This window comes from Metabacillus lacus (genome assembly GCF_009674805.1).
GTDB lineage: Bacteria > Bacillota > Bacilli > Bacillales > Bacillaceae > Metabacillus_C > Metabacillus_C lacus.
In genome coordinates, this window is record NZ_WKKI01000040.1 from 26,047 (window position 1) to 38,402 (window position 12,356).

General features: G+C 42.3%; 12 protein-coding genes. 5 read left to right on the plus strand and 7 right to left on the minus strand.

Annotated features, from left to right (window positions below; all coding sequences use genetic code 11):
- Positions 1–836 precede the first annotated feature (836 nt).
- Together GJU40_RS16205 and GJU40_RS16210 are read right to left on the minus strand one after the other, a co-directional pair.
- Complete coding sequence (locus GJU40_RS16205; RefSeq protein WP_154309116.1) at positions 837–2,366, minus strand: fumarate hydratase; 1,530 nt, start codon at positions 2,364–2,366, stop codon at positions 837–839.
- Between the two features lie 882 nt (positions 2,367–3,248).
- Complete coding sequence (locus GJU40_RS16210; protein WP_154309125.1) at positions 3,249–3,449, minus strand: SE1561 family protein; 201 nt, start codon at positions 3,447–3,449, stop codon at positions 3,249–3,251.
- A 227-nt stretch (positions 3,450–3,676) separates the two neighbouring features.
- Between GJU40_RS16210 and yfkAB the strand changes: the two genes are divergently transcribed.
- Complete coding sequence (gene yfkAB, locus GJU40_RS16215; protein WP_154309117.1) at positions 3,677–4,810, plus strand: radical SAM/CxCxxxxC motif protein YfkAB; 1,134 nt, start codon at positions 3,677–3,679, stop codon at positions 4,808–4,810.
- A gap of 50 nt (positions 4,811–4,860) precedes the next feature.
- Here the strand turns inward: yfkAB and GJU40_RS16220 are convergent, their stop codons facing one another.
- Positions 4,861–5,649, minus strand: a complete 789-nt coding sequence (locus tag GJU40_RS16220) for a YfkD famly protein (RefSeq protein WP_154309118.1) — start codon at positions 5,647–5,649, stop codon at positions 4,861–4,863.
- A 196-nt stretch (positions 5,650–5,845) separates the two neighbouring features.
- Positions 5,846–6,901: a calcium/proton exchanger gene (gene cax, locus GJU40_RS16225; protein ID WP_154309126.1), complete on the minus strand. Its 1,056-nt coding sequence runs from the start codon at positions 6,899–6,901 to the stop codon at positions 5,846–5,848.
- Positions 6,902–7,027: 126 nt separating this feature from the next.
- Here cax and GJU40_RS16230 point away from each other — a divergent pair, with 126 nt between their 5' ends.
- Positions 7,028–7,450, plus strand: a complete 423-nt coding sequence (locus GJU40_RS16230; protein ID WP_154309119.1) for a pyridoxamine 5'-phosphate oxidase family protein — start codon at positions 7,028–7,030, stop codon at positions 7,448–7,450.
- Positions 7,451–7,462: 12 nt separating this feature from the next.
- Here the strand turns inward: GJU40_RS16230 and GJU40_RS16235 are convergent, their stop codons facing one another.
- On the minus strand, positions 7,463–7,846 hold the full coding sequence (locus GJU40_RS16235; protein WP_343031585.1) for an OsmC family protein: 384 nt from the start codon (positions 7,844–7,846) through the stop codon (positions 7,463–7,465).
- Between the two features lie 207 nt (positions 7,847–8,053).
- Between GJU40_RS16235 and GJU40_RS16240 the strand changes: the two genes are divergently transcribed.
- On the plus strand, positions 8,054–9,046 hold the full coding sequence (locus GJU40_RS16240; RefSeq protein ID WP_154309121.1) for a S66 family peptidase: 993 nt from the start codon (positions 8,054–8,056) through the stop codon (positions 9,044–9,046).
- A 417-nt stretch (positions 9,047–9,463) separates the two neighbouring features.
- Here GJU40_RS16240 and GJU40_RS16245 read toward each other — a convergent pair whose 3' ends face one another.
- Positions 9,464–9,619 (minus strand): hypothetical protein, encoded by a 156-nt coding sequence (locus GJU40_RS16245; RefSeq protein WP_154309122.1) that lies wholly within the window; start codon positions 9,617–9,619, stop codon positions 9,464–9,466.
- Positions 9,620–9,757: 138 nt separating this feature from the next.
- Entirely contained in the window at positions 9,758–10,456 is a 699-nt protein-coding gene (locus GJU40_RS16250) for a Na-translocating system protein MpsC family protein (RefSeq protein WP_154309127.1), read from the minus strand.
- A 257-nt stretch (positions 10,457–10,713) separates the two neighbouring features.
- Between GJU40_RS16250 and GJU40_RS16255 the strand changes: the two genes are divergently transcribed.
- Together GJU40_RS16255 and GJU40_RS16260 are read left to right on the plus strand one after the other, a co-directional pair.
- Positions 10,714–11,403 (plus strand): Na-translocating system protein MpsC family protein, encoded by a 690-nt coding sequence (locus GJU40_RS16255; protein WP_246188401.1) that lies wholly within the window; start codon positions 10,714–10,716, stop codon positions 11,401–11,403.
- Positions 11,404–11,517: 114 nt separating this feature from the next.
- On the plus strand, positions 11,518–11,937 hold the full coding sequence (locus GJU40_RS16260) for an anti-sigma regulatory factor (RefSeq protein WP_154309124.1): 420 nt from the start codon (positions 11,518–11,520) through the stop codon (positions 11,935–11,937).
- The last annotated feature ends 419 nt before the right edge of the window (positions 11,938–12,356 follow it).

Below are 12,356 nucleotides of genomic sequence, written 5' to 3' on the forward strand. Positions count from 1 at the left end.
CAAAATTCACTTTCTGTACGTTCCACAAGAAATCCTTTGAAGCTGCCTGTATGTTCCGCAACTTTCTCAGTCCTTTCTAGGCTTTGACCGTACATTCGTTCATTATCGGGTGGGAATCCGATTTTTAAATATATCGGTTCCCGACGAGCGTTGCCTTCGTCATTTCTCCAAAATTCACTTTTTGTACGTTCCACAAGAAATCCTTTGAAGCTGCCTCTAAGTGCTGCAACTTTCTCAGTCCTTTCTACGTTTTGACCGTACATTCGTTCATTTGTCGGGTGGGAATCCAAATCTTAAATATGCCGGTTCCCGACGAGCGTTACCTTCGTCATTTCGCCAAAACTTACTTTTTGTACGTTCTACTAAGAAATTCTTTGAAGCTGCCCTAACTGCTGCAACTTTCTCAGTCCTTTCTACGTTTTGCCGTACTCAAAATACTTTGTTTTTTCCTTACCCGGGTAAAGGCTGCGAAAAGAACCATCTGACGAAATAAAGTTGTCACTGTGTACGCTTAACAACCTCTTGTCCTGAAGCTTGTTGTTACTCCAACTTGCTCAGTCCTTTCAGTGTTTTGCCGTACTTAAAACTTTTCAATCATCCTGCTGATGGAAAACTCGATCATGACGACCGGTTTTCTGCCAGGTGCCCCTGGTCATCTTTCAGAATGCTTGTACGCCATACAATACGTTTACAGAAGGCACTGAAACATTTTCCACTGTTATCAGTTTCTTCATTATATTGTATTGTCGTACAGTTATGATATACCCGCCTCACACTCCATAAAACATTTTGTGAAGAATTTCTAAAGATTTTTTTAAGATTTATATGATGAGCATTTACAGAAACACAGGCTCTTTACATGCTGCGAGCTTTTCAAGGGAAGTTTGTTCAATATCTTGATGCAGACTGCTACCGTGAGAATCCATTGTTACGACTGCAGTAAATCCGTCTACTTCAAGGTGCCACATGGCTTCCGGAACGCCGAACTCCATAAAATCAACACCTTTTACGCCTTTTATGCAATCTGCATAGTATTGAGCAGCTCCTCCGATTGCGTTTAAATAAACACCGCCATGCTCCTGCAGCGCTTTAAGAGTTTTTTGTCCCATTCCTCCCTTGCCAATCACAGCCCTTACGCCAAATTTCTTCATTATATCCCCTTGATAAGGCTCTTCTCTGATGCTCGTCGTCGGACCGGCAGCTTTGACATGCCAGCTTCCAGCTTCGTCCTTCATCATGACCGGTCCACAGTGATAGAGAATTTGACCGTTCAGGTCCACAGGAGCTTCATTGCTTGATAAATGCTTATGAATTGCATCCCTTCCCGTATACATCATGCCATGGATCTTTACAACGTCCCCAACCTTCAACCCTCTGATTTCTTCCTCTGATAAAGGAGCTCTTAGGACAATTTCCTTCTTATCTGCTTCAGTATGTTCTTCGGGGTTCCGATCAAAGGTAACTGTATCACCCTCCTGGTAAAACCATTCTCTAATAGATCCATCTTCAGCATGTATAGCTGCTCCCAGTCGACGGTACGCCCAGCAGTTATACGCAACAGAAACAAAAAAGCTTGCTGGAATTCTATGCATGGCACCTATCTTGCAGCCTAACAGAGTAGTCTCTCCCCCAAAGCCCATCGTTCCGATCCCCAAAGTATTGCTATGCTTCATTATATATTTTTCCAGCTCATGCAGCTGCTCTATAGGGTTTACATCTTCCACACTCCTGAACAGCTGCTCCTTTGCAAGCTCATATCCGCTGGACCGGTCTCCCCCAATGCCAACCCCGATAAAACCGGCACTGCAGCCTTGTCCCTGGGCCTGGTAGACTGAGTGGAGAATGCACTTTCTGATTCCGTCAAGATCTCTTCCCGCTTTCCCCAGCCCTTCCAGTTCGCATGGAAGGCTGTATTGAATATTTTTATTTTCACACCCTCCGCCTTTCAGAATTAAGCGGACATCTATGTAATCATTTTCCCACTGCTCAAATTTTATAACGGGCAGCCCGTCTCCAAGGTTGTCCCCTGTATTTCCCCCGGTCAGCGAGTCAACAGAGTTGGGCCGCAGTTTACTATCCTTGGTTGCCTGAGCAATTGCTCTTTTAATATCACACTTCATTTCTATTTGATTGGCGCCAACCGGCACCTTGATTTTAAAAGTAGGCAGTCCTGTATCCTGACAGATTGGTGATATATTTTCATCAGCCATCATAATATTTTCTGTAATTGTTGATAGGGACATTGCCGATCTCGTACCTGCACTCTCCATTGCCTTCGCTTTGCTAATCGCTCTCCGAACATCATTAGGCAGTCTCGTTGACGTAGCAACAATCAGCTCGTACACACTTTCATAAAATAATTTCATCCCTGCTCCCCCAGTTCTCAGTTCTTTATATATGTAGAAACTTTCTTAATTTTTATTATACTTGCAGACATAATGAAGGGGAAGGTGTTTTGTACTCGCTTTCATAGAAAAGCGGAAGCGCCCGTTCAGCGGCGTATGGACTGGAGCACCCTAATCCAGCTGCGGCTCCTAGCCCCTCGTGTCATAAGCTGTACTGCTATGCGGCAAAAACCGCCGCGCCGCAGTCCATCTTATGCTTGTCGGGCCTGGGCAGTCGCCTCCGCTTTTTGCGTCTGAGATAAAGGAAACACGAAGAGCGAAAGCGATTACATGTTGACTTATCGCAGGGAAGGGGGCGAAGTCCACTAGCCGCTGGGTGCTGGCCGGCTAAGATCGGCACGTCCTGTGCCAATGCCGGCACTAGGACGTCCTGTCCGTCGAAGCTAGAAAATGAAAAGCGGAAGCGCCCGTTCAGCGGCGTATGGACTGGAGCACCCTAATCCAGCTGCGGCTCCTAGTCCCTCGAGTCATAAGCTGTACTGCTATGCGGCAAAACCGCCGCGCCGCAGTCCATCTTATGCTTGTCGGGACTGGGCAGTCGCCTCCGCTTTTTGCGTCTGAGATAAAGGAAACACGAAGAGCGAAGCGATTACATGTTGACTTATCGCAGGGAAGGGGGCGAAGTCCACTAGCCGCTGGGCGCTGGCCGGCTAAGATCGGCACGTCCTGTGCCAATGCCGGCACTAGGACGTCCTGTCCGTCGTAGCTAGACAATGAAAAGCGGAAGCGCCCGTTCAGCGGTGTATGGATCTGAGCACCCTAATCCAGCTGTGGCTGAGGTTAATGAAACCCGAAGAACGTAATAATCACATATGTTGACTCAGACAAAAAAAAGAACCCACCTTAGGATTCTTTTTCGCTGTCCCAGTCCTTCTGAAATCTCTTGAACTTCCCTTCCAGGTCATCCAGCATGGAGATCAGCCTGTCCACGTCTTCCAGCTCCGTGGATTCCGGATCAAGTGAGTCAACTACTTCCATAAACATATTCAGTCTGTTTTTCAGATAATCTACTTGTGAGTCCTTATCGTTCACTGCATTTCCCATTTGTTTCATCTCTCCTTTCAACGGTATCATCTTAGCTTATCCTGCGTTATTTGACAACAACCTTTAAACTGTTAAAATGTATAAAGCTTTGCTGTTACTTATGATTTTAGGTTAACCATTTTTACAAAGATACGAGAAATCTAAGACGCGGGAGTTCACTGTTATGTACTTTCCCGCCACAAATTTCAATAGTTAAGAATACGCAGCCTTTTAAAAGGAGCACTATTATGAATAAATTACTGGAAGCAAGAAGAGAGCATACACCCATTTCACCTGCTCATGATCCGTGGGAAGCTTACTTGGATATTGAGGAATATGGTAAGCCTGCTCTTACAAATATTGAATTTACTACTACAACGCTTTGCAATATGCGCTGTGCACATTGCGCTGTCGGTTACACACTTCAGCCCAAAGATCCAGAAGGGCTGCCGATCGAGCTGCTCTTGAAGAGGCTTGAAGAAATACCCCTCCTTCGTTCCATCAGCATTACAGGCGGAGAGCCTATGCTTTCCAAAAAATCTGTTAAAGGCTATGTGGTTCCTCTTTTACAGTATGCCCACAGCAGAGGAGTACGAACACAAATGAATTCCAATCTTACACTGGATCTGCACCGCTATGATGAGATTGTTCCCTATCTGGACGTTCTTCACATCTCACACAACTGGGGAACCATTGAGGAATTTGTGGAAACAGGGTTTGCCATGATGGAACGGAAACCTTCCTATCAACAGCGTGAAGCATTGTTTCATAAAATGATTATGAACAGCCGGGAACTTGTGAAAGCAGGCGTTACAGTGTCCGCTGAAACGATGCTGAATAAAAAAACACTTCCTTATCTGGAAAGCATTCATGAACAGATTGTAAACGAGATGCATTGCCAAAGGCATGAAATTCACCCAATGTACCCAAGTGATTTTGCAAGCAGCCTTAAGACCCTTACCCTCCCTGAAATCAGAGCAGCCATACACCACCTGCTGGATATCAGGGATCAGGAGACGTGGATGCTTTTCGGCACACTTCCCTTTTACTCCTGCAGTCAGGACGACGATGATATTAGCTTAATTCAAAGATTAAGGGAACAGAGGAATATCACAGTCCGAAACGATCCTGACGGGCGTTCCCGCTTGAATGTGAATATCTTCTCTGGTGATGTTATTGTGACAGACTTTGGAGATACGTCTGCTCTTGGAAACATTAAGAAAGACTCACTTACAAGCGTTTATGATAAGTGGAGTACAACAAAGCTGGCCAGTGAACTGAATTGCCACTGTCCGGCCGTCAAGTGTCTTGGGCCTAATGTGCTTGTCAAAAACTCCTACTATCCAGATATAGATTTTCAAAAAAGAACCTCAAGAATTTGAATAGAGCGGTAAGCAGAAAAAGCGGGGGCAGCACTCCCCGCTTTCTTCATTTACCTTGGCTGATCTGTTAGTGAATATCCAAAGGAAATATGATCCTGGACCGGAATCCAGGCCCCGATTCCCTGTGAAGTGACATTCTGAACCACAATGCTCTTTTTGTTTCCTTTTAAGACAATGTAAACTTCCCCGTAGGTGACTTTGCCTTTTTCATTTACTGCAGGAGCGTATGCGAAAAGATATCCCATCTTCTTTAGGGGTACATTATAAATCTGATCTTTTTTTGTGCCTGCTCCAATGACTGTTTCAAAAGCCAGCGGCAGGCCTGATTTCTCAGCAGCCTTGAGCAGCATCATGTTCTTGACATCATCCTTCATCGGAACCTCTCCTGTAAGGCCGCCTGAAACAGACTTTTGCTCTTCCTGCTTATACGTAATCTGAACCGGGGCTGCGCCGCCGCGGTTATCGAAATAATTGGTGTTTACTTTTTGATACTCCCAGTTGGGAACTGTTTCACTTGATTCGTAATTTAATGCCCATTGTCCTAGATATATTTTCGCTCTGTATCCAAATGCCAGCGGGCTGTCTGAAATGGTTGTCTCATTCAGAATTTTGATTAAATCCGGATTCTGTATCTCAACGCTTGAACTTTCCATTAAGTTTTTTGCCAGCTCGCTTGGCTGCAGATACGGGATGTTATGTGAAGGATTTGGATAGGTATTATCTTTAGAGATATCTAAAACAGATACAGGCAGCTTTTGCTTGGCTTCCACAGCATAAAAGGAGCTGGTAAAACCTAATGATAAGACCGCAATAATTGAAAATAGCACACTTTTCTTCATCCTATTACTCCTTTCACTTGCTTTACAGCTAGTGTTTTCAGCATGTCTGAAGATTATCCGCTAATTTTTTTAACTAAATATTCACAAATATTGCTTAGTAGAGCTGTGCCTTGGTGTGGCGCCCCTTTCCAAATTCGTCCTACAAAAAAAATGGACTCTATGCCCGGCATAGAGTCGTTTTTTATTCTGTCTCCTTCTATAAGAGGTAAAAACCAATTCCCATGATTACATAGGCTGCAAGCAATGTTGCCCCTTCGAACCAGTTTGTTTCTCCATCATTTGAGATTGCCACCATCAGCAGGACGGCTGTCCCCATTGCAACCAGCTCCGGCAGAGTAAATACAAGCGGCATGGAGACGGGAAACAACAGTGAAATCAGCACAAGTACCGGTGCTATAAACATGGCTATCTGCAGTGTAGAGCCAACAGCAATCTCCACAGCTATGTTCATTTTGTTTTTATACGCCATCACAATGGCTGAAGCATGCTCCGCAGCATTCCCGACAATTGCCACAATGATCACCCCGATAAACAGCTCGCTCCATCCGAACTCTTCTCCTATCACTTCAAATGTGTGAACCAGGTTCTCCGATACATATGCAACCGCAACTGTTGCCAGCAGCAGAACAATGGTTGCTGTTTTTTTTGACCACTCCGGTTCTTCATGTTCATCAACTGCGTCCGTTTTATGCTGATAAACACCCCGGTGCGTCACAAGCCTGAAAAATAATGCGGCCATATAAAGGCCGATCAGAATAATGGATATTCCAATGCTTAATGAAAACGTTCTTTGCTCATTCATTTCCATTGCAAAAACTTCAGGTATGACAAATGCAACCAGAACAGCGAATACAAGCAAACCTGAATTATGCCTCGCATCATAAATATTAAATTCCTGCCGCTTATGCTTTAAGCCTCCTACAAAGAAAGACAAGCCAGCTACCAGCAGCAAATTTCCAAGCACAGAACCTGTTAAGGAAGCCAGCACGACCCCTACCAGTCCGGCCTTTAGGGCAAAGATAGAAATAATCAGTTCAACTGCATTACCAAAGGTCGCATTTAAAAGGCCTCCTATACGCGGCCCTGCCACAATTGCCAGACTCTCCGTTGCTCTTCCCATGTATCCGGCAAGCGCAACAATCGTTAAACAGTAAATCACAAACATTAGAACAGGAGACCAGTGCATGAGACTTCCAACAACGGACAAGGGAAGTCCTGCTGCCACCATCAGCATAAACAATCGATTTACCATAAAATCACCTTTACCTTCATCAAATTTATTTAAAGCAGAAAATTCCAATTCCATAAGATATATACCCAAATGTATGAAAAATAGTAATTGAAGCATCTTAAATTTTGAAATGAAAGGAGTGATAACATGTCAGATACGAAGCAAAAAGTACTGAATATGCTCGACAAGCATTCTATTGGCACACTGGCAACAGTCAGAGACCAAAAGCCTTACACCCGTTTCATGCTGTTTTTTCATGATGAACTGACACTTTATACAGCAACGAACAGAAGCTATGACAAAGTCGAAGATCTACAGGAAAATTCCAGCGTTCATATTTTACTGGGATATGAAGGAAAAGGTTTTCAGGATGCATATGCAGAGATTGAGGGCAGGGCCTCCATTGAAGAAAGCGAAGAATTGAAAGCAAGGTTCTGGACTGATTCTCTAAAAGAATGGATCAGCAGTCCCAATGATCCTGATTATGTATTAATTAAAATTCAGCCGGTATACATCCGCTACTTTGATAAAGCCGGAAGTGAACCTCAAGAAATCAAAAACCTCGCATAATGGCGAGGTTTTTTATGTAGAAATTTCAAAGGTTTCGTGAATCATTATGCTTCCTTCAACAGATCTTGCTATCGGACAGTTTCTGGAGGCAATCTTGATAGACTGAGCAACCTTGCTTTCATCAAGATTTTTCCCTGTAATTTTATAATGCAAATGTATCACTTCAATTGCATTTGCTTTCTCTTTGTTTCGGACTACTTCCGTTGAAATCCTCAGATCACTGACTGTCATTCGCTTTTTTTCCAGTATCTTTTTTAAAACACCGCCGCTACAAACTGCAATCGAGGAAACCATCAGCTGATAGGGCCGGAACCCATGGTTCTCATTGCCGGAGATATGAAGCTCTCCATATTCCAGCTCTGTTTTAAAACCTTCTCCATCTAACATAAATTCCACCAGAACTCTCCCCTTTCTACTCATACCGTAAAGATTATGTTTCATTGTAACATTCCGGTTAAAAAGAAGTATATGTTTTCAGAATAGAGGTCAAAATTGCGCGTAAAGACATTCTCAGATAAATAATAGTATAATTATGGAATAGTTTAAGTGAGTCAGAATACTTTTATTGCTATTTTTTTCAGATTGAAAGGCGGGGTTATATAAATGGTCTTACGTTTAAAAAAGGGAGATAAAATCGGGATATTCAGCCCATCTACTCCTGCAACAGTTACGGCCAATCAACGTTATGTACGAGCAAGAGCTTTCTTGGAAGAAAAGGGATTTATTATTGTAGAAGGAGAATTAACGGGACAAGCAGAGGTGTATCGTTCAGGCACACCTAAAGCACGTGCAAAAGAATTAAATAGATTACTTCGAGATCAAGATGTTAAAATGATTATGTCTGCTATAGGTGGAACAAACTCAAATAGCTTGCTGCCTTATATTGATTATGAAGCATTTAAGAATAATCCGAAATTAGTTGTAGGATATTCCGATGCCACCGCTGTTTTACTCGCACTTTATGCGAAAACAGGTATTACCACATACTATGGTACTGCTCTTATCCCTTCTTTTGGCGAGTTTGAACCACTCGTAAATTTTACATATCGCTATTTTAAGCAATATTTTGTAGAAAAGACGATGCTGCCTTACGAGGTGCCGATGCCGCCGTTTTGGTCCGATGAGGCAGTAAATTGGCTAGAAAAAACAACTGAGAAAAAACTTTATAATAATGAGTGGATAACTGGTCAAGGAGGAGCTGCAGAAGGTAGATTAATCGGCGGTAATTTAAATTCAATGTACGGATTTATTGGTTCTCCCTATTTTCCTACAATAGAGTATGGCGATATATTATTAATCGAGGACTGTACGAAAAATGCTTCCATAGTTGAGAAAAATTTCGCTATGCTTAAATCACATGGTATTTTTGAAAAAGTGGCTGGCATCATTTTAGGTAAGCATGAACGCTACGATGATTTAGGAACAGGGAAACGCCCCTTAGATTTATTGATTGAACAGTTAGATGGAATAGCTGTCCCAATCTTAGCTGAATTTGATACCTCTCACACCCATCCAATGCATCCATTAGCGATCGGCAAAAAAGTTAAATTAGATGCAGATGCAAAAAAGGTAGTATGTATAGAAAACTGGTTATAAAATGCGCATTCATTCAATAAGGAAATAATAATTAGTAAAAAAGTCCATATTCATTATTTTAAACTGCACCCCAATAGTTGAACACAGTCCAACAGTTGAAGGTGCAGTTTCTTTTTCACTCCTCCGTTTATAATGTCCCCACCAATATCCGATGCGGGCTTGAACTTTTTGCTTCTATATAAAAAAACGACTTCCTAATCAGGAAGTCTCGAGAAATTCGTATTATGAAAAATCCAAAGAGATTTTCAGAAGCTTCTATACTGCTGCAGACACTGACCTGCCTGCTTCTTGCGGATATGAGTACTGGATTCACCTTCCTGCCTGACATCAGCTATAGAATTAACCCCATTCCTCCCCCCGCCGTAAAGCAATATGTTGTTTTCCACAAAGAGGGCGTTATCAAAAGGGTAAGGAAATTTACGCTTTTTCCGCATATTGAGTGAGAAAAGCATTTAGAATTTCAATGTCCATCCTCACTTGATCCTTTAATTCCTGATTATCGCATTTAAAATAATCCTCTTGCAGTCTTTCAAGCTCTTTTTTCATTAAAGTCAATTCTAGGTCCTGGCTCATTCATCCAAACCCTTTCGCTGATTTCTTGGTTGAGCGTCATGCTCTCCGGCTGCATAAAATAGAAAAAGCCGAAAAGAACAGAGGATGATCTGCTCTTTTCGGCTTATGTCCGGCACATTTGTCCGGTTCATTACTGCCTTATGCTTCATTTGGTTTTAATATAAAAGAGATGACGCTGTTATCCAGAGTAAAGTCCCAATCCACAAAAACATCCTGAACAACGGCATTTAGTATTTTCGTAAAATGAGTGCTGTTAATCAGCATATCTCCTTCAAGCTGCCTTTTGGCAATCCGGAGACTCTCGTCAAAACCGAGGGAGATCAGCTGTTTTTCAATCGGCACCAAAATACCTTCGCGAATGACAATTAAAGCACGGGGACTAAGAAGATAGGAAAAAACCCCATCCGGTACTTTTTCAGCCTGTTCGCTGATTCTGATAATTTCCTGGTGCACTTCATCCTTACCATCATAGGAGGCTATTGTATGAGTTCCTCCATTGGGAAGCTCCGGACAAACCCCGACTAACACACCAGTCTGATTAGCCAGATTCCAGTCATAATAGAGGTGCTGGATATCCATATCCGTGATGGCTTTTATTTGCCCGCGAAATTCTGGATCTAGAGATTTCATTAAGTATTCCCGGGCTTTTTTGACTGTCATATCCTGACCCTGATCGAGAAGCACCTGCTCCATCGCCGACATAAAGCCATTAATGTACACCAGTACATATGGCTGGGATATCGTCACATGAATCGCTTCCGGACCCTTACCAAACTTGTCCCGCAACAGCTTGCCGAAGTTGTTTGCCAGCTTGGACTGCTGCGCCTTAACATCCATTCTTCGAAACAGCCTTTCCATTAGAAAGAAGCATTCTATCCTCTCTCCTTTTTCCATTTTAACATTGCAGGTATCAAATTTGAATACAAAATATACTAATTATCGCTATACCCACATTTTTTTAAAAATAAACGTAAAATTAAAGGAGTTTTTGTAAAGATGTAGAATTTTATAATATAATTCGTGTTCTAAAGAAAAGCATTGTAAGTCACATAGTAAAATGTGAGTTTATCATTCTACCGTAAAGGATGACGAGATTGGCACTTAATACGAAAGAAAAAGAGCTTGGCAGTTACATTGGAAAAATCCTCAGGGATCATTTTGGAAAAGGGCCAGGTTCTGTTTTCGCAGCCATATCCTATCCTTATGTGACAGTATATATTAAGGATTTCCTAACACCAATGGAAAATAAACTGCTGGACAGTGAACAGGAAAAGTACGTTCAGAAAATTCGTGACATGCTGATGGAAACGCTGATTGAGGAAATCAAAGCCTACATTAAGCTGAATATAGACATGGAGATTAGTGAATTTTATTACGACTGGAATTTATCAACCCACACGGGAATGTTCTCAGGAATTGCTGCGGGCTCTCAGAAAAATAGCAGCACCTATCTCAACCAACTGGGCGTCCACAATGAAATTATCGAGGTCAGCATTAAAGCTGAAAAAGCCCCGGTCAATGTATATTCCTGTCTGCTGAATCCAAGAACATTGATTGTGGTGCGCAGCGGAATTCTTACTGCAATTGAAAAAGAGATTATTAAAATTGGTTACCCGGAAATTCTGACTCTCGCCAAACGGAATCTAGAGAAGGGAATTCTTGATGAGCATAAAAACCAGCTTCAGAGCCTTCTTGATGCTGATTTTGAAAACACCTTTACTTCCTGGGATTTTGACAGGGACAAAAGCGTTTTTCTGTTTATATTAAAACCTCATAATCCATAATGGCAGCAATGAACTAGGCGACAGAACTAGACATGAGCCAAAAGAAAGCAACCTAGCTTTCTTTTGGCTTTTTTTAATAGATTAATACGGGGACGTATTCTAGGAGTGGAATAAATGAATATTCAAGAGGTAGATCAAATTCTTGTGATTCCGATCCAGAAAGAAGACGATATCATTATAGCCCGCAGTACGGCAAGAGAATTGACCCAGCTCATGCAGTTTAAACCTACCAATCAAGCAAGAATATTGACCGCTGTGTCAGAGCTTGCCCGAAATATATATCGCTATGCCGGAGACGGACACATTCAATTTCAGTTGATCGAGAAACACATAAAAAAAGGAATTAAAATCACAGCTATCGATTCAGGACCAGGAATCCAAAACATCCACCAGGCTATGGAACAAGGCTTCACCACATCCGGAAGACTCGGAGCGGGCCTGCCCGGCGTTAAAAAAATGATGGATGAATTTTTCATAGAATCCTGTCCAGGTATCGGAACGACAGTGAATGTAGCAAAATGGGAAATAAGATGAACAGAACACCAGGGTTGTTGCTCTGGTGTTTTTTTCTGTAAGGAAATAACACTGTGCAGAGACAGTAAGATGAACACCTCGTCTATTTGGCACCCTTTCACTCCTCGCTGCTCATTCAGCTGGGTTTTCGCTGAATAAGCTGGAAAACCACGCGTTCTGTTGGTAATCGGGAAAATAAGCGGATGAATTCCGGTTAAGTGCAGATTTTGCTTATTTTAGAAGGATTTAAGAGGAGATATTCCGGTTGTGTTCAAAAAAACCGTTCATTTCAAGCTCTTTTGTATCAATAGCCGGAATTTATACGAAAATTGAGGATTGTGCTGTCTTAAAAAGCAAAAAAAGGCCCCCCAAGGTTTGAATTTGGATTTTTTAAAATGGGTTTATGCAGCTAGCTGGCTTGTATTCGATCCAACTGGATG